At 37.5% G+C, this 17,402-nt stretch carries 17 protein-coding genes; 10 read left to right on the top strand and 7 right to left on the bottom strand.

The features are described from left to right. The first annotated feature begins 1 nt into the window (after position 1). Genes qatB through qatD form a run of 3 tightly spaced genes read left to right on the top strand, consistent with a single transcriptional unit; the run spans position 2 to position 2,797 of the window. Positions 2–784, top strand: coding sequence for a Qat anti-phage system associated protein QatB (gene qatB / locus BLR88_RS09845; RefSeq protein ID WP_091260556.1), 783 nt, complete (start codon positions 2–4; stop codon positions 782–784). After that, on the top strand, positions 781–2,061 hold the full coding sequence (qatC, locus tag BLR88_RS09840; RefSeq protein ID WP_091260555.1) for a Qat anti-phage system QueC-like protein QatC: 1,281 nt from the start codon (positions 781–783) through the stop codon (positions 2,059–2,061). Before qatB ends, qatC begins: the two co-directional genes overlap by 4 nt. Before the next feature lies 1 nt (position 2,062). Further along, entirely contained in the window at positions 2,063–2,797 is a 735-nt protein-coding gene (qatD, locus tag BLR88_RS09835; protein WP_061565251.1) for a Qat anti-phage system TatD family nuclease QatD, read from the top strand. A 442-nt stretch (positions 2,798–3,239) separates the two neighbouring features. On the opposite strand, the gene BLR88_RS09830 is transcribed toward qatD, so the two are convergent. From BLR88_RS09830 to BLR88_RS09820, 3 genes are read right to left on the bottom strand one after another with little or no spacing between them, the layout of a single operon-like run. After that, positions 3,240–4,037, bottom strand: a complete 798-nt coding sequence (locus tag BLR88_RS09830; RefSeq protein WP_057897253.1) for an ABC transporter ATP-binding protein — start codon at positions 4,035–4,037, stop codon at positions 3,240–3,242. 15 nt (positions 4,038–4,052) lie between these two features. Continuing rightward, the gene (locus BLR88_RS09825; RefSeq protein WP_091260554.1) at positions 4,053–5,060 is read right to left on the bottom strand and encodes a FecCD family ABC transporter permease; all 1,008 of its coding nucleotides are present in this window, start codon (positions 5,058–5,060) and stop codon (positions 4,053–4,055) included. Then, a complete protein-coding gene (locus tag BLR88_RS09820) occupies positions 5,057–6,091 on the bottom strand; it encodes a FecCD family ABC transporter permease (RefSeq protein ID WP_057897255.1) in 1,035 nt (344 codons plus the stop codon). Before BLR88_RS09820 ends, BLR88_RS09825 begins: the two co-directional genes overlap by 4 nt. A 210-nt stretch (positions 6,092–6,301) precedes the next feature. Here BLR88_RS09820 and BLR88_RS09815 point away from each other — a divergent pair, with 210 nt between their 5' ends. The 6 genes from BLR88_RS09815 to BLR88_RS09795 all read left to right on the top strand — a co-directional run bounded on the left by BLR88_RS09815 (position 6,302) and on the right by BLR88_RS09795 (position 10,619). Then, entirely contained in the window at positions 6,302–7,252 is a 951-nt protein-coding gene (locus BLR88_RS09815; protein WP_057897256.1) for an ABC transporter substrate-binding protein, read from the top strand. 459 nt (positions 7,253–7,711) lie between these two features. Next, complete coding sequence (locus tag BLR88_RS09810; protein WP_162264980.1) at positions 7,712–7,888, top strand: transposase; 177 nt, start codon at positions 7,712–7,714, stop codon at positions 7,886–7,888. Continuing rightward, the gene (locus BLR88_RS20545; protein ID WP_327874750.1) at positions 7,864–8,094 is read left to right on the top strand and encodes a UvrD-helicase domain-containing protein; all 231 of its coding nucleotides are present in this window, start codon (positions 7,864–7,866) and stop codon (positions 8,092–8,094) included. Before BLR88_RS09810 ends, BLR88_RS20545 begins: the two co-directional genes overlap by 25 nt. A 207-nt stretch (positions 8,095–8,301) precedes the next feature. After that, positions 8,302–8,640, top strand: a complete 339-nt coding sequence (locus BLR88_RS20480; protein WP_082705824.1) for an ATP-binding domain-containing protein — start codon at positions 8,302–8,304, stop codon at positions 8,638–8,640. A gap of 196 nt (positions 8,641–8,836) precedes the next feature. Then, entirely contained in the window at positions 8,837–10,225 is a 1,389-nt protein-coding gene (gene fumC, locus BLR88_RS09800; RefSeq protein WP_091260553.1) for a class II fumarate hydratase, read from the top strand. A 37-nt stretch (positions 10,226–10,262) separates the two neighbouring features. Next, positions 10,263–10,619 (top strand): hypothetical protein, encoded by a 357-nt coding sequence (locus BLR88_RS09795; RefSeq protein WP_057897259.1) that lies wholly within the window; start codon positions 10,263–10,265, stop codon positions 10,617–10,619. Between the two features lie 34 nt (positions 10,620–10,653). On the opposite strand, the gene BLR88_RS09790 is transcribed toward BLR88_RS09795, so the two are convergent. Both BLR88_RS09790 and BLR88_RS09785 read right to left on the bottom strand, forming a co-directional pair. Next, positions 10,654–11,364: a thioredoxin domain-containing protein gene (locus BLR88_RS09790; protein WP_254778281.1), complete on the bottom strand. Its 711-nt coding sequence runs from the start codon at positions 11,362–11,364 to the stop codon at positions 10,654–10,656. Between the two features lie 95 nt (positions 11,365–11,459). Then, complete coding sequence (locus BLR88_RS09785) at positions 11,460–12,404, bottom strand: DMT family transporter (protein ID WP_091260551.1); 945 nt, start codon at positions 12,402–12,404, stop codon at positions 11,460–11,462. A gap of 134 nt (positions 12,405–12,538) precedes the next feature. On the opposite strand from BLR88_RS09785, the gene BLR88_RS09780 reads away from it, so the two are divergent. Next, a complete protein-coding gene (locus tag BLR88_RS09780; RefSeq protein ID WP_057897262.1) occupies positions 12,539–13,414 on the top strand; it encodes a LysR family transcriptional regulator in 876 nt (291 codons plus the stop codon). Between the two features lie 102 nt (positions 13,415–13,516). Here BLR88_RS09780 and BLR88_RS09775 read toward each other — a convergent pair whose 3' ends face one another. Both BLR88_RS09775 and BLR88_RS09770 read right to left on the bottom strand, forming a co-directional pair. Then, positions 13,517–14,821, bottom strand: coding sequence for a haloacid dehalogenase-like hydrolase (locus tag BLR88_RS09775; protein WP_057897263.1), 1,305 nt, complete (start codon positions 14,819–14,821; stop codon positions 13,517–13,519). Between the two features lie 100 nt (positions 14,822–14,921). Beyond that, complete coding sequence (locus BLR88_RS09770; RefSeq protein ID WP_091260550.1) at positions 14,922–16,976, bottom strand: methyl-accepting chemotaxis protein; 2,055 nt, start codon at positions 16,974–16,976, stop codon at positions 14,922–14,924. Positions 16,977–17,402: the final 426 nt, after the last annotated feature.

Raw genomic sequence — 17,402 nt, 5'->3', positions numbered from 1 at the left:
GATGGGTACTTCAAGTATTTATAATGGACCTAAAGATAGAAATCCCTTATTACCTGAAGGGTTTGAGGAGGAATATGAGGAATCATTGGACAAAAGTGCTAAGGAAACTCTTGGCTCATGGCAGGAAACTAAGAAAGTAGTGTCACAGTATATAAATGGATCAATAAATAATAGAAGTAGGATATTAAGGAACTATGTTAAGGCCTCTGGTGGAGCAAGAAATTCAGCCAATAGAGCTATTTCTGGAAGAAATTCTAATATTCAACTGGGGCGATTTCTTTCTAGTATTATCTCCGAAGGCATAATTAAAACACTAGAAAGCTTAAAAATCGAATATAAAGGAAAAAGTGTAGAAGCTTTATTATCTGAATTGGTAAATGTGATTTCTCCTAATTCTAATACTAAAGAAGATATTGTTGCTAAAAACGCTACAATTCAAGCTTTATCTCAATTATATGAGTATATTGAAGAAAATAATATGGACATAAATGCTTTAGATAAAATGAACGATGATATATTCAACGAAGTAATGTCTTCATTTGTAAGTAATTATATTTTTGAGAGAATGCTAAATGACTTACAGAGCAGATTTGAAAAATACGCAGAGAATTCCCAGGTTGCTTTAGATAAAGAGAAAGAACTAGAAGAATATATAAAGGAATCTGTAAACATTAAATTAAAAAAAGTTGCTTTTAATAAGTTAAACTATAATGATCCTAGTATTGATTCAATAATTAAACAAATTTATATAGAATGCTATGAAGTATTGGAGGTCTATATATGAGCCAAGTAAAAATTCTTTGCAGAGTCAATGAAGCAGATAGTTTTAAAATAAATGATAATTACATAGATTACAATATAAATCAAAATAATATATTCACATATACATTTTGGAATAAGAAATTACTACACCTCCCCAATTTTTTTACTAAAACAGCTTTGGATATGTTATATATTTCGTTATTTGTTTATGGAGCAGACAGAATTATTCCGAGAGATTCAACAGATGATTGCTGGACAAGAAACTTTAAATTATATATTCCAGTCTTAGATAAGAATGCTTGGGTAAAGAATAAAAATTTATTAGAAGAAATGCTATGTTTTTTAAGTGGTGATTCATGGGAAATAGAGTTTAGACAAAGAGAATTAACTAAGAGAGAAAAAGAATACAAGAATAGTATAGAAGTAAATAAAAATAAAATTGATTTTAATGAAGTTTGTATGTTTTCGGGTGGATTAGATTCATTTATAGGAGCAATTGACTTATTAGAGGACAATTTAGAACGAGATATTTTATTTGTAAGTCATTATGGTGGTGGGAAAGGAGTAAAAGAATTTCAAGATATACTTAGAAATAAGTTAATTAAAAAATATAATTTAATGGAAAATAACTTTTATTCTTTTTATGCTAGTGCTAAAAAGGGAGTTGAAGAAACTACTAGAACTAGATCGTTTATGTTTTTTAGTCATGCGGTCGTTCTTGCTAGTTCTTCAAAAAAAACAGTGAAATTGATAGTTCCAGAAAATGGTTTAATATCGTTAAATATTCCACTTACTAGTTCAAGATTGGGAAGTAGTAGTACAAGAACTACACATCCTTATTACCTATCAATGTTTCAAGAACTTTTAAATAATCTAAAGCTCGATGTAAATATAACGAATCCATATCAGTTTAAAACAAAAGGTGAAATGATAAAAGGGTGTAGTAATATTGAATTTTTACGAAAGAATATTATAAATACAATGTCTTGTTCTCACCCATTTTTGTATGGTGAAACAGATACTTGCCATTGTGGCTACTGTTTACCGTGTGTGATAAGGAGAGCTGCTATATTAAAAGCTGGAATTAAAGATGATACAAGATATAGAGAAGTAGACTTTACAAGTAAAGGCATAGCCAAAGTTAATTATTCATCGTATATGTTAGGGTTAAAAAAGTTCGATAAGAAACGCGCTTTTTTGAATATACAAAAAGCTGGTCCAATAAAAACGGATTTGGAGAAGTTTACTGACTTATATATTAGGGGAATGAATGAATTAAAAACCTTCTTGGAGGATTAGTGTGAAAAAATTTTATTTTGATGTACACATGCATTTGGATTTATATAAGGATACAAAAAATATTATTAATCATATTTTACAATACAAATCATACACTATTGCTGTAACAAATTTACCATATTTGTATGACCGTGCAATGAAAAAGTATGGTGAACATAAATATATTAGGTTTGCACTTGGTTTACATCCTGAATTAATAGAACAATATCCAGAACAAATTCCTCTATTTTTTGACAGGTTGGAGAATTGCAGATATATAGGTGAGATTGGTCTTGACTTCAGTAAAACCACATCTAGATCGAAATTGTTACAAACTGATACTTTTGAAAAGATTATTAGAGCTTGTAATAAGTACGGTAATAAAATTCTAAGTATTCATTCTAGGAAAGCAGAAAAAGAAGTAATAGATATTATTGGTGCTGAATTTAATGGTAAGATTATTTTACATTGGTATAGTGGTAATATGTCTGAGTTGAATCGAGCAATAAAGAACAATTATTATTTTTCTATAAACGGGGATATGTTAACAACTAAAAAAGGAAGGGACATAGTAAATAAAATTCCATTAGACAGAATATTAATTGAAAGTGATGCTCCATTCACAAAGGACACTAGAAATACTTATAGTATAATGTATATTGAAAATATAGTTAGTGAACTATCTTATATAAAAAAATTAGAGAAAAATGAAATGTTTCATATTCTGAAAAGAAATTTTATAAGGTTATTAAAATGAATACTGTAAATGTTTTCTTGGATATAATTAATTTGAAACGCATACATAAATAATCCATTATGTATGGATTTGCTAAAAAGCACTGAGAAATTTGATTCCCAGTGCTAATTTTTTGCCTCTTAAATTACCGCGGTGAACCATATCACAAATGACGCAAATTCCACGAGCAGATGTTGATTTCTTAAGTAAGATTTATATACGTATATAGAATGGTCTTTTCAGTGAAAGAGAAAGCCCTAGTAATTAGGACTTTCTCTTAGTTGTTTCTATTTTTAGTGCTCTATCTGTCACTTTGTACCTGTCAGGTAGAATCGTGGCAGGAGGATCGCCGTGGCACATCTGCGTAAAAAGTAGGTCGGAAATAAAACAACGGGCCTTGTCGAGAGACACTATCTCTGCTGGAGCAACTCGCCCCCGAACTTCTACAGGGAAGCTCTTCACTTTAGTGGAGAGAGGATGTCACTAAATCATAAGAAATCATTGCTGGTTTAGCTGTTCTAGGATCAGTAACAATCACTGTATCGATATTAAACACTTGCTTAAGTACATCTGTAGTCATTACTTTTTCTGGAGTTCCCTGTTTAACAATCTTTCCATTCTTGAGCGCAATCATGTGATGAGCAAAACGAGCAGCATGGTTCAAATCATGAATCACCATAACAATTGTCCGTCCATCTTCTTGATTTAATTTCTCTAGGAGTTGTAAAACTTCTAATTGATGAGCCAAATCTAGATACGTTGTTGGTTCGTCTAAAAGTAATAAATCGGTTTCTTGAGCAATAGCCATCGCAATCCAAGCTCGTTGTCTTTGTCCACCTGATAAAGTATCAACGGACTGGTCTCGGAGATTGGTTAATCCAGTAACGTCAAGCGCCCAATCAATCATTTGGCGATCATGTTTACTTAGTCGTGAAAATCCTGTTTGATAAGGTGTCCGTCCATATGAAATTAATTCATACACTGTCAATCCACTTGGTGCTTCTGGTGACTGAGGTAGAATTGCCAGCTTTTTAGCAACTTCTTTTGTCGGTGTCTTATGAATGATTTTTCCATCTAAATAAATAACACCAGATAATGATGGATGCAGTCGTGCCATTGTCTTTAAAATAGTCGATTTGCCACAACCGTTTGGACCAATAATTGCAGTGATTTGATTCGGTTGAATTTCTAAGTTTAGGTCTTGAACAATTATTCGTTCCTCGTAACCAATGGTTAATTTTTCCGCTGATAGAGTTGTCATAGCTATCCCTTCTTATTACTTTTTCATTAATAAATAAATAAAATATGGAGCACTAACAATTGACACGACAAGCCCAGCCGGAATCTCTGTAGGTGGCATTAAATTTGTTCCGATCGTATCAGCTAACATTAAAATGAGCGATCCTAGAATTGCAGCTATTGGAAGTAACAAATGATGATTTGGTCCAATAAGACGTCGAGCAATATGTGGTGCAATCAAACCTAAAAAAGCAATTCCACCGCCCGCAGCTACTCCAAGACCAGCTAAACCCACCGCTAATATAAGGAGAAGCAGACGTTCACGATCTGTATGTATTCCAAGACCCGTTGCCACTCGACTCCCTAAATTCAAGATATTAAGTATATGTGTTTTATACAATGAGTATGGAATTAGTACGATAAACCAAGGCAATAAAGCCCATACAAACTTCCACTGCGTTGCCCATAAATCTCCAGATAACCAAACCATTGCTTGCATAAAATCGTTTGGTGTCATTCTTAATTGAAGTGCAATCAATATAGCACTAAAACCTGCATTGATTCCGATTCCAACTAAGATTAGGCGAATAGAATGAAATCCGCGTTTCCAAGCAAGACTAATAATCAAACCTGCTGTCAATAAAGCTCCCAAAAAAGAAAAGAGAGGTAAAGCAAAAGTACTGAACGTACCAAGGCTTCCTGTTACTGTTTTGAAAAAAGTAATATAAATGACGACAGCTACCCCCGCACCCGCATTAATGCCCAAAATACCAGGGTCAGCCAATTCATTGCGTGTTATGCTTTGTAAAATTGTACCGGAAACAGCCATACCTGCACCAACGAGGAGAGCTAATACAATTGCGGGTAGACGAATCTCAAACAAGATCAACTGTTGTTGTTTCGTCCCATTACCAATAAATGTTTTGAGCACTTCATCTGGTGAAATGGGTACGACACCAAGATTCAAACTTATTAAACAAGCTAAGAAAAGGAGTACTAGTAATACCAACATCGTCCATTTAAACTTAATAGAGATGCTGTTCATACTAATCTACTCCCTTCATTTCGAACTAAATATAAGAAAAAGGGCACTCCAATTGCTGCTGTGACTACTCCAATAGGTGTTTCAAAAGGAGGATTAATCATTCTTGCTCCGACATCCGCTAAAACAAGCAGTAAGCTACCCAATACTGCTGAAACTGGGAGCAAAAAGCGATAATCTGGTCCAACTAACATTCGGCTAATATGAGGTACAACTAGTCCAACGAAACCAATTGATCCAGCTACAGAAACTGAACTTCCAGTTAATAGCAAAACTGCGGTAACACTAAGGGCTTTGACTAGACTTACATTAATTCCTAGTCCTTGCGTTACTTCCTCACTAAGATTGAGTAACGTTAAAGTATGAGCAATTACAAAGACGATTGGAATCCCCATTAATCCAACAAAACTAAGTATTTTAAGATCATTCCAGTTTGTGTTAGCTAACCCACCAGCATACCAAAAGCTCATCTCTTTTGACACATCAAAATGCAGCGCCACAGTTGAGGTCAATGAGCTCAAAAACATTCCTACCGCTATACCAGCAAGTGCTAATTTAACAGGTGTCGTTCTACCTTTTGAAGTAGCAGCTAACGTAAATACGAAAAGCACTGATAATCCAGCACCAATCATAGAAGCAACAGTTGCTCCAATAGTCGATACGCTCGGAAACAGGGCTATTGTAATAACAAGGGAAAATGCTGCTCCATAAGATACCCCTAAAAGAGAGGGTTCAGCGAGTGAATTTCTTGTTATTGCCTGCATAATGGCTCCGGATAATGCTAAATAAGAACCGATAAATGCAGCTACTAATGTTCGTGGTAGACGAATTTCTAGAAGAATTTGATGTGCTTTGTTATCAGAATTATAATGGAATATTGCTTGCCAAACTGTCGTCAGTTTTATAGTTGTCGTTCCATAAACGAGAGAAATACAAATGGCCAACAAGACAGCACTAATTCCAACAAACAAAATTAAGCCTGTTCTTAATTTACGTCCTTCTGCTATCCAAGTTCGCTGTACTAAATTTGTCACTAGCTGAAAACAACCCTTCTTTGTTATTTCAAAATAGTGATAATCATTATCAACATTAATTAAGTATAAAATTATTCTCTATACCTTTCAACAAAATATTTTATCAAATTAATTGAGAAATATTATCAAAAAAACTAAATTTTTAATTGTTGACGTTTTATTTGATAATGATTATCATCTTTATCGTAATATAAACAAGGGAGGACATAAATGAGATTTCGAAATACGTATTTAGGAATAATCACTGTTTTTATTTGTACTATATTGTTATTAGTAGGTTGTGGTACTAACAACCACGCTAAGGAAGCGAAAGAAAAATCAAAAGATGTGACAGTAACTGATGCAATGGGGCAACAAGTAACGATCCCTGCAAATGCGAAACGCATTCTTGCTCCATACATGGAAGATTCACTCGTAGCACTTGGAGTGACTCCAGTAGCTCAGTGGTCAATTGGAACAACGGTACTTGATTACTTACAATCTTATTTAAAAAATGTGCAAAAAATTGGTTGGGATTTACCATTAGAACAAACGATTAAAGCAAAACCTGACTTAATCATTTTTAGTTCACCAGCGGCTATTCAAAAAGGGAATTATGAAGTTTACAAAAAAGTGGCACCAACATATGTTTTTAAAGATGAAGAGGGCTCCGACTGGCGTAAACAATTGCTAGTAATGGGTAAATTGTTAGGTAAAGATAAACAAGCAAAAAATGCATTGGCTGATTATGACGAAAAAGCTAAACAAGCATCTAAGAAAATTAAAGCAGCAATTGGTGATGAAACAGCAGCCATTTTATGGGTAGCTGGTGATCAATTCTACTTGTTTGAAAACACGCGCTTTGCAGCAAATGTTCTCTATGATGATTTGGGTGTTGCTCAACCTGAAATGATTCAAAAATTACCTGTAGCTGAAGCGACATGGAAGCCGGTTTCACTTGAAGCATTATCTAAACTTGATGCTGATCACCTTTTCCTTGTTAGCAAACCTGGTGAATCTGGATTAGAAACACTAAAAAATAGTTCTGTTTGGAAGGGTATTCCAGCTGTTAAAAAAGGTAATGTATATAATATGGAAGATCCAAGCCATTGGACAATTAGCGGTTTGATAGCTAATAAACTAACCATTGATCAAATTGTTGATTCGTTAACGAAAAAATAAAGTGAAATATCTATTATAGTGTATAGGACTGACGTGAATGTCAGTCCTATTTTTGTATGAGTCTAGTATGTATGTAATCTATCGGATGCAAGTCATGAGCCTCGAAGGAAGTAGTAGGGGAGTGTTCAAGACAAGGGTGTGTCCCTGGGGAAGCGAACTAAAAATAAAAAATTCTCGGATATAACCGTTACGGTGAACCATATCACAAGTGATCGTAAAGCAGAAATTCGAAATTACTATTTATGGGGATGTTTGTAAGGCATGTTAAAACGATACTGTTATTTTATAATGAAGCATAAGGGTGTCGCAAAACGTATATTCTCTGAATAAAGCGTAAAAAAATCCACCTCGTAAGCAAGAATGGTGAGTACCGACAAACCCCATTCTAGCGAGGTGGATACTTACCATGATACCCAACATTACATAAAAGCATGCTACTTTACCTGAAACATCCTTGCTTTGTTTCATCTTTGCTTATACAAGGGTTACAAGTTACATCTGGCAACAACACCGACAGGGATTATTCTTGCACAAGAACTGACAACAGCAAATGTGTACGATAGTGATGCTGTATCCGATTTATTGAGTCAACTTACAGCTAGATTACGAAGATGCAGTGCCTTATTTGTACGGTAAAAGAGCAAATTGAAGGCTTTCAGACGAACACTTCTGTCCAGTATGTGTTCATTGATGAGGCACAGGACTACTCACCATTTCAGTTCGCGTTTATCAGGCGATTGTTTCTACGCAGCAAAATGACGGTGCTTGGTAACCTTAAACCGTGCAATATATACCCATGCGGCTGCCAGTGCAGGATTTGCGGCGTTGTCTTGCGTATATGAAACCAAACAGATCGAAACGTTCATATTGAGGAGCAGTTATCGTTCGATGCGGCAAATTGTTGAGTTTACGCGTGGATTAATTGACGGTGGAGAAGAAATCGAACCGTTCAACTGTGAAGGAAGTAAGCCGACGTTGACGCAAGCGGCCAATGAAAGGGAACTTGTCGCGCAGATTGCTGAACGCCTACAGATGCTTCAGGTTGCTGGATACAAGGACGATCGCTGTTATTTGCAAAACGGCGCAGGAAATCCGGGAGGCGTACGAGATGTTGCAAAACGACTTACCGCTTCGTCTTATCGAAAAAGAGACCAACATATTTTGAGGCAGGTATACTTGTCATTCCTTCTTATCTCGCTAAAGGAATTGAATTCGATGCAGTCATCGTCTACAACGGCTCGCAAGCACAGTATGGGAGAGATTCTGAGCGCAAGCTTTTTTATACCGTTTGTACCAGGGCGATGCATGAATTGCACGTTTATTTCATTGGCGAGATGAGTCCATTTATCTATGACGTTTCCCCCGATATTTATGTATCGGTCAGTTGATGTGATTAACATTAAAGGGACACAAATACATTAGAGATCGTCTGACAGAAAGACATTGACAAAGATGACCATTATTTACGATAATATAATTAATAATGAAAATCATTATCATATCAGTGAAGATACACTATGAATTGAGCAAAGAGGAGGGAAACTGGATATCATATACATGTGGATATAAAAAGGAGGAAGTGAAATGGAGTACAGAATCGAAAAGGATACCTTAGGAGAAATGAGAGTGGCTGCAGATAAATTGTGGGGTGCACAAACCCAGCGCAGCTTCCAGAATTTTAAAATTGGTACGGAAAAAATGCCGCAAGAAATTATTCGGATGTTTGCTGTTCTTAAGAAAAGCGCGGCATTGGTAAATCAAAAACTAGGTAAATTAGAAAACGAAAAGGCAGACGCAATCGTAGCGGCAGCGGATGAAATTTTACAAGGAAAACTGGATGAACATTTCCCGCTCGTCGTATGGCAAACCGGAAGCGGCACCCAGTCAAATATGAACGTGAATGAAGTGATTGCCAAACGTGCCAATCAATTGTTGGAACAAAACGGAAGCCAACTTCGGGTTCATCCCAATGATGATGTCAATAAATCGCAAAGCTCAAATGATACCTTTCCCACAGCTATGCATATGGCCGCTCTCATCGCCATTGAAGACAATGTGTTGCCTGCATTGGTCAAATTAAAAAATACTCTCCACCAAAAGAGTGAGGAGTATAAGGACATCATTAAGATCGGAAGAACACATTTGCAGGATGCAACCCCTCTAACATTGGGACAAGAAATTAGCGGCTGGTACCGTATGCTTGAAAAAAGTGAAAAAATGATTAGAGAAAGCGCAGAATCTCTAAGGGAGCTTGCCATTGGCGGAACGGCCGTGGGAACCGGCATTAATGCCCACCCGAGATTCGGAGAGATGGTAGCGGAAGAGATCAGCAAGTTAACAGGCAAGAAATTCGAGTCTGCGGCCAATAAGTTTCATGCTTTGACCAGCCATGATGAAATTGTTTATGTTCACGGTGCATTAAAAGCGCTTGCCGCCGATCTGATGAAAATTGCTAATGATGTGAGATGGCTGGCCAGCGGGCCACGCTGCGGAATCGGCGAAATTACGATTCCGGCTAATGAACCGGGCAGCTCTATCATGCCTGGAAAAGTCAATCCAACACAAAGCGAAGCATTAACGATGGTCATTTGCCAGGTGATGGGCAATGATGCAGCAATTGGATTTGCTGCCAGTCAAGGAAATTTTGAGTTGAATGTCTTTAAGCCAGTGATCATTTACAATTTCCTGCAATCGTCCCGACTGCTGACTGACGCTATGCTCTCTTTCAATGACAATTGCGCCGTCGGTATTGAGCCCAATCTGAGTGTGATTAAAAACAATCTGGAAAAATCATTGATGCTCGTTACGGCATTGAATCCCCATATCGGTTATGAAAATGCCGCATCAGTCGCTAAATTAGCCCATAAAGAGGGATTAACGCTGAAAGAAGCTGCTATTAAAAGCAATCTGTTGACCGAGGAACAATTTGATCAAATCGTTCGGCCTGAACATATGATTCACCCTAAAGAATAGAAACGAACATTTGAAAAGAACGAAAGGGGGGTTCATTGTGTGGCAGGCTCTCTCTATTTCTCATAATATATTTGGCTTTCAGCTGGAACAAAACTGGGACGAAGCTTGGACAGCTGTCGCTTTGGTAAAAGAAATGCATGACAAATTGGAGATTCGCGTCGATATCCATATTTTTTATGTGAAGAGCAGAGAGGAGTACGAACAGCTTCTGGAAGCTATACGATACTTCGCTAATATGAAAAAGAGAGAAGCAGGGAAGAAGAATTGTGTGATTTACTTTCAATGCAAGGGAATCTTAACGGAAGCCATTGAACTTCCCTTACCCGTTACTCGCTACAAAAATGGACGCATGTTTGTCGATGTGGAATTCTCGGAAGAGTTGGGTAATATTTGAAATGAACACCCCTGAAAGGACAGGGGTTTTTTTATTAAGTCTCCAGGTAAGGTCCATCCCGCCATGGATGACCGCCATTATATGGGCCGTAAGCTGGGAGATGATAGGCTTGTTCAGGGGTCAATTCTTTAAATCTTGAAGCATTCACTAAATCATTACGGATAAAAAATGCATTCACTCCTCTTGAGTCGGTTCCAATTAATGAATATCCCAATTCCTTTCCAAGCTCTGATAATGATGTTAAACTGGCTCCGTAATAAGATGTACCATCCCACATGAAATTCGGATTGTATTTGATCACCATTTTTTGGGGTGGGGGAAAAGACGCATTATATTCAATAACGACAATTCGCGGATTATATTCCGATAAGGCTCTCCATACCCAGTAATCATTGCCATCTATATCGATCGATAATAAATCAAATTCAATGGGAACATGCATCCTTTTAAATATAGATACAATATTTTCCTTAGTAATAAATTGGTGTAAGATTTTTACAGTCGCACGATTGGCAAAGTTTGAATATAAATTTTTGTAATGATTCAAATTCCCTTCAATCATAAGCCCGGACCAATTTTTAAATAAAGCGAGGTAGGCGCTGTTGCATTCCAATCCATCCTGTACTCCAAATTCTACAAAGAATTGGTTCGTTGTGCCGATACGCGAAAATAGTTCCTCAATGATTCCGTCTTCTCCATTCTGAGACATGATTTTTTTTTCGTATGAATGTAGCTGCTCCCGCAAGTTAACTCCCTCCTGCTTTTGCGTCATGTAATAACATATTCGAGATCAAAGGGAGTGATGCTCGATCAACGTCCATTTTGCTATTCGATTTATTATTATGTAGTTTGCGGCAGCCGTTTCTGTAGTGTCTTACGCTGATATAAATTATTGCAAATAAGGGCTGTAATAATCAAAAGGGTGCCTGCTACATCAAACATAGTCGTCGTATATCCTTGTATAATAGAAATAGCAAATGTTGTTACCGGAACAAAATTAATAAATAAGATTCCATTTACTGGTTTCATGTATTTAACCCCGATATTCCAGCTTATGAGTGCCGCTAGCCCGGCTATCAAAATCATAAAAGTCATTTCCCATCGAATCAGAACGAGTGTTTTGAATTTAGGAATCTCCAAATAACCAAGCCATGTCATAACCGCGACGATTATACCCGCCGTGATTGTGCCAAGCACGCAGCTTAGCGTTGAATACCGCAGTGGCGACCAATTACTAAACGAGTTGCCGCCGATTGTATAAACGACCCAGCCGAATACGCCCAAAAAAATGATCAAAACTGGAAGCAGGCTGTTTTTTGCTTCAGAAAAAAAGCCTATGTCTCCTTTAGTAACGACCATGAAGACTCCTGAAAAGGCAACGATCATGCATCCCATCGTAAAACCTGCCGGACGAGCACGCTTATGAATCCATAAAATTAGAATGGAAATAAGGGGCATCATGGCTTCCATAATGGAAGCAAGAATAACACCCGATTTTCCCAGTAAATTTTGTCCTAAAAATATGAAGAAATTATACACGGTAAATGCCATCGTACCGTAAAACCACAGTAACATCGCCCTTCCTTCAAGACGCAGCGCTTTTGTCCCCTCTTTTATTACTAACCAAATGAGAAGGAGCACCGACACGGATGCATACCGCAAAAATGAAAAATAAAACGGATCAATATGCTTCAATGCTTGCTCTGCCACCGGAAACATAGCTCCCCACGCTATACTTGCAATGAGGCAGAGAATAGCACCCTTGATGACTTGAACGCTTCGCATTTTTTCTTTCCTCCATCTCTGTTTCATACATAACCAATCATAGGCCTGTTTCACATATCATGTAAAATGCTTAAAATAGATATAAGCTATCATTATAAATGATAGCTAACTGGCAAATAGTATGGAGGATGCACATGGAGATTCGAGATTTGCGAATTTTTCAAGCTGTTGCGCAGCATGGAAGCATTAGCAAGGCAGCTAAAGAACTGAATTATGTTCAGTCTAATGTAACAGCAAGAATTCAACAGTTGGAAATCAAGCTGCAAACGCCGCTTTTTTATCGTCATAGCCGTGGTATGACACTAAATTCGGAAGGAAAACGGTTATTATCTTACGTAGAAAAAATCTTAGCAATGATGGATGAAATGGTAGAATCATTTCAAGACAAAGATAACCCGCGCGGCACATTGGAAATCGGTTCCGTCGAAACCGTCGTAAAACTTCCTGTCATTTTATCTGCCTATCATCACAAATACTCACAGGTGGATTTATCCCTTATCACGGGAGTTACGAGCCATCTTATTCGCGAAGTAATAAACGGTAAGCTTGACGGCGCATTTGTCACAGGGCCTGTTGAACATCCTCACATTATCCAGGAGCAAGTATTTGAAGAAGAATTGGTTCTCGTGGCAAATGCTCGTTCCTCTTCTTTGGATGATATAAAAACAAAACCGCTTCTTGTATTTGGCCCAGGATGTGGTTACCGGGCCCGATTGAGACGATGGCTGGAATCGGAAGGAATCGTACCGGGGAAAGAGATGGAGTTTGGTACACTTGAAACGATTTTAGGTAGTGTTGTCTCCGGTTTGGGAATTACGCTAATTCCCAAGATGACAGTAAAACATTTGGAAGCGGAAGGGGAAGTAAGATGCTACGCTATCCCAAAAGAATACAGTATCGTTTCTACCGTTTTTGTGTACAGGTCGGGATCGCACATGACAAATGCATTGGCGAAATTTATAGAGACAATTCGCATTGTACGGAATGAACAGAACATAAGAGATAGATAAACAATCTTAAATTCTATGTTTTCCTGAATGCAGCTTAACCCATATTGAATATACAAGAACCGTTCGTCATTTTTCCGAACGGTTCTTGTACAACAGTACTTACTATTTTTTCAAAAGTTCCGGTTCCGACTTGCCAAGTCTAATCGTGGATTCAGACGGGATCCACATGCCAGTATTTTCATCGCGTCCTTGCAGGATGAATTTTGGTTGTTTATTATTCGCAGTTTCTGTAGCACGGGCTGCTGCTTTACCAATATTTCCGTCTTTTACACGGTTGATGATCAAAACTAATTTAGTATCAGGAAATTCGGTCATCATTTCGTAATCCCCGTCACTATCTCCGGCGATAAAGAGAGGCCCATAGCCGCGTTTCTTGGCGATTTCTGACTGGATAACTTCCGTTTTGCCGTGATTTACTGTAATAAACCAATTTTGTTTGTACTTAGGTATAATTTTACCGTCAGAATTTGTCTCTAACCGCATGCCAATCACATTTTCCTTCGGTAGGTTGTAACCATATTTCGGATTCGTGGCAAATACCTCCACTACTTCTTCCATAGAAGCTGAAACAACGTAAACATCGATTCCGTTGGAGCGGAAAGTGTTCATAAGGTTTGCAATTTCCGGAGTAAGACGGATTCCTGTGATGTGTGTAGCCGTTACTACCCCGGCATTACCGGCAAGTGATGTTGGACTTGTCCATGTAACCTTTCTAATGGCATCTCCAAGAGAGTAATCGTTAGAAGCTTCCGCAAGCTTTTGTACTTCCTGGGTTGTCATATTTGTAAAGAATTGCAGAACCCAGGGATAACCTACTTTACTGCCATGAGTACCGATTATCGCTTCGTAAAGGAAGAGCATTTTGCTACGGAAATCTTGAAACTCATCAGTTTTGACAATGTCTTCAAGAGAGTTTTCGCCTTTAAAACCTTTGTAATGATCATATAAGTATTTGTAATCTGATTCGATATCCGAAGCAATCGCTTCAAGTGTTATCGTTTTGCCGTCTGCATTTTTATACTGAGCGGAGAATGCGCCGGCCGGGACATTGGCACGAAGTACTTTGGCAAATTCTTCAGGAGTCATTTTAAAGGCCAGATTGTTTATTTGGTAAACAAATAACGCTTCTTCCGTATCGTGCATAATGCTAGTATTGTCCCAGTCAAAGATGACATAAGGCTTTTTTTCGGGATTGTATGAAGGATTTTTTATTCCATATTGGTCAATAAGAGCTTGAATAGCTTCGTAGTTTTTCGGTGCCCATTTTCCTTGATCAAGCGCTTGAATATTTTGCACGATACGTGATGTAGTTTCCTGTACTGGCTGCGCTGCCAAGACAGGGCCTTGTGACGTTAGTAAAAGAGAGAAGGTCAGTCCCAATCCGAGTAAAAAGTTTTTCTTTTTCATGAATAAATTCCCCCTGTATATTTATAAAATGAATAATTATAAAACATGATCAATCATTTAGATGGAGACATATTATAAAAAATTACAGAGTGTGAATTTTTCACACTTGAAAATTGTCGATCAGTTGGTTTAGTTCTTTGGATAGTTGATGCAATTCCTCGGAAGAGGTTTGCAAAGCTTTCATTGCTGCTAGTTGACGTTCAGATGCAGTGGAAACATTTTGCATATGTGCAGTTGACATTTTTGCAATTTGAGCTGTTTCATCAACAGATGCGGTTACTTCTTCACTAGACGCAGACATTTGTTCAGAAACAGCGGAGTTATCATGAATTTGCTCGGTAATATTTTTAATTTCGCCAAGTATACGTTGAAATGCTTTTCCCGATTCCTGAACCATTTTGATACCATTCGTCACACTTTCACTAACAAAATCCATTGAATCCATCGCTCGGTTTGTCTCACGTTGAATTTCCTGGATAAGAGTAATGATTTTATCGGCCGATTCAGATGATTGTTCCGCAAGTTTTCTTACCTCGTCGGCTACAACCGCAAAACCTCGGCCATGTTCACCGGCACGTGCCGCTTCAATGCTGGCATTCAATGCGAGAAGATTGGTCTGTGAAGAAATATCTGTAATCATATGTACTATACTTACAATTTCGGTTGCACGCTCTTGCAATACTTTGACTACTTTCAGTGAATGGGTCACGGCATCTTCAATTTCATTCATTTGCTGAACAGCTTGTTGAATCGTACCGTTTCCTTTTTCAGCTTCTTTCGATGTTTCCAATGACGATTCTGCAATATTTGAAGTGGATTCGGCAATTCGTTGTATACCGATAGCCATTTCTTCCATTGCTCTGGCACTTTCTTCCGTGCGTTGTAATTGGTTATCGGCACCCGTCGCTACTTCTTGAACAGACGATACAATTTGATTAATTGTCTTCATATTTTGTTCAACATGAGAAGACAATTGTTCCGATGAATCGACTAGTTTCTTTGCCGCATTTATTAGTTGTGCCACCAAATGTTGGATCGATGATTGCATAGATTCAAGAGAGTGGGCTAAAATTCCGACTTCATCTTTCCTATTCAGCAATGCTGATGGAACTTCTTGCGTTAAGTTACCGATGCCAATTTGCTTCATATGGTCAATAATCATAGTAATTGGCTTGGAAAATCTAGAGGAAATAATCATTGCTACGCCCAATGCGATAACTCCAAAGCCTAAGCTTACAAATAGAATGACATAGCCAATATGGTTTGCGCTCTTACTTAATTCTTGCTGCTCAATAAAGGAAATATATTTCCAGCCGGTTTTCTTGGAAGTATAAACGTTGGCAACATAATCCAACCCATCTATATTTACTTCAAAATGTTTTTGTGACACATTGTGAATGGATGCTAACTCATCATTTTTTAAATCTTTAATGTTTTTTGAAATCATGTCAGGACGTTTGGAATGAGCAAGAATCGTTCCATCCTGGGAAAGCATCATGACATAGCCAGAATCTCCAATTTTCATATTTTTTAATACTTCGGTCAAATTCTCTAAGTTAACATCTACTCCTACAACACCCGCAGGTTTTCCATTAGCATCCTTCAGCATGGTAACTTCACTTACCGCAATCGTATTCGTTGCAGACAAAATATATGGATCAGTAATAACTACTTCCCCTGGTTTAGCCATAGCGGCTTTGTACCAAGGACGGTTGCGGGGATCGTAATGAGGCTTCATTTCTTTTACAGGGTATTGGGTGTAACCGCCGTTTACTGTTGCTAAAAAAGCGGCAGATGTATTGGGATGCGATTCCACGTAATGCATAAATTCTTTATAAATTTCAGCCTCAATGCCTCCGTTTTCCAATGGCGTAAGCTTTGTTGTATTGGGCTGATTAATATATGACTTAATCGTTTGATCTGCTTTTTTCACAGTCGCATTATTTGCCATCATGGCAAGATTTTCTCGAATAGCTTCAAAGTAAAGAGAAACTCCATTATCGACCTGGATAACTTCTTTCGTATTTGCTTGAATAAAATCATCAAGAATTTGTTGCTTCATGTTGATATAAACAATGCTGCTAATTACGGTGATTGGTATCGTAATGATCAATAAAAAAGTAATGGCTAACTTGCCCTTTATACTACGTAACATGATTGTTCCTCCTAAGTGATATCCTGTTTATCTTCTGGAGTCTTTCTTTTTCTTCTTATCATTCTTCCTCCTTTCTAACCACGAAAGAATGCCGATATATTAATTACGATTTTATATAGTATCTTTTATTTTAATCGGAATAATTTTAGGTTCCGTTAAGAATTTTATATAAAGTAGTAGGGGATTCATCAGATTATTGATATCATTCCTCCTTAACCAACGATTAAAAATTCAAATAATTCTGTGGATATCTGAGCAAAGGGATTCTATCCGACAAGGATCTGAAAGATTAAGAAAAGAAACTCCGAGCGGTTCTGAGAAGAACACTCGGGGGTTTCTTTTTTATATTCAAGCCTCTGTTGAATTTTATTGTTTATTTTTGACACCAATTGAGTATAAAGGCGATACATATTATGTTTTTATCAA

Origin of the sequence: Aneurinibacillus thermoaerophilus (genome assembly GCF_900099925.1) — a bacterium.
In the GTDB taxonomy this organism is placed as follows: Bacteria; Bacillota; Bacilli; order Aneurinibacillales; family Aneurinibacillaceae; genus Aneurinibacillus; species Aneurinibacillus thermoaerophilus.
Note: the sequence above shows the minus strand (reverse complement) of the source record. Positions and strands in the feature narration are given on the sequence as shown.

Excerpts from the sequence above, each read along its gene's own strand:
- qatB (WP_091260556.1), top strand. The coding sequence starts at position 2 with ATGGGTACTTCAAGTATTTATAATGGACCTAAAGATAGAAATCCCTTA.
- qatC (WP_091260555.1), top strand. The coding sequence starts at position 781 with ATGAGCCAAGTAAAAATTCTTTGCAGAGTCAATGAAGCAGATAGTTTT.
- BLR88_RS09830 (WP_057897253.1), bottom strand. The coding sequence starts at position 4,037 with ATGACAACTCTATCAGCGGAAAAATTAACCATTGGTTACGAGGAACGA.
- BLR88_RS09825 (WP_091260554.1), bottom strand. The coding sequence starts at position 5,060 with ATGAACAGCATCTCTATTAAGTTTAAATGGACGATGTTGGTATTACTA.
- BLR88_RS09815 (WP_057897256.1), top strand. The coding sequence starts at position 6,302 with ATGAGATTTCGAAATACGTATTTAGGAATAATCACTGTTTTTATTTGT.
- BLR88_RS20545 (WP_327874750.1), top strand. The coding sequence starts at position 7,864 with ATGCAGTGCCTTATTTGTACGGTAAAAGAGCAAATTGAAGGCTTTCAG.
- fumC (WP_091260553.1), top strand. The coding sequence starts at position 8,837 with ATGGAGTACAGAATCGAAAAGGATACCTTAGGAGAAATGAGAGTGGCT.
- BLR88_RS09785 (WP_091260551.1), bottom strand. The coding sequence starts at position 12,404 with ATGCGAAGCGTTCAAGTCATCAAGGGTGCTATTCTCTGCCTCATTGCA.
- BLR88_RS09780 (WP_057897262.1), top strand. The coding sequence starts at position 12,539 with ATGGAGATTCGAGATTTGCGAATTTTTCAAGCTGTTGCGCAGCATGGA.
- BLR88_RS09775 (WP_057897263.1), bottom strand. The coding sequence starts at position 14,821 with ATGAAAAAGAAAAACTTTTTACTCGGATTGGGACTGACCTTCTCTCTT.
- BLR88_RS09770 (WP_091260550.1), bottom strand. The coding sequence starts at position 16,976 with ATGTTACGTAGTATAAAGGGCAAGTTAGCCATTACTTTTTTATTGATC.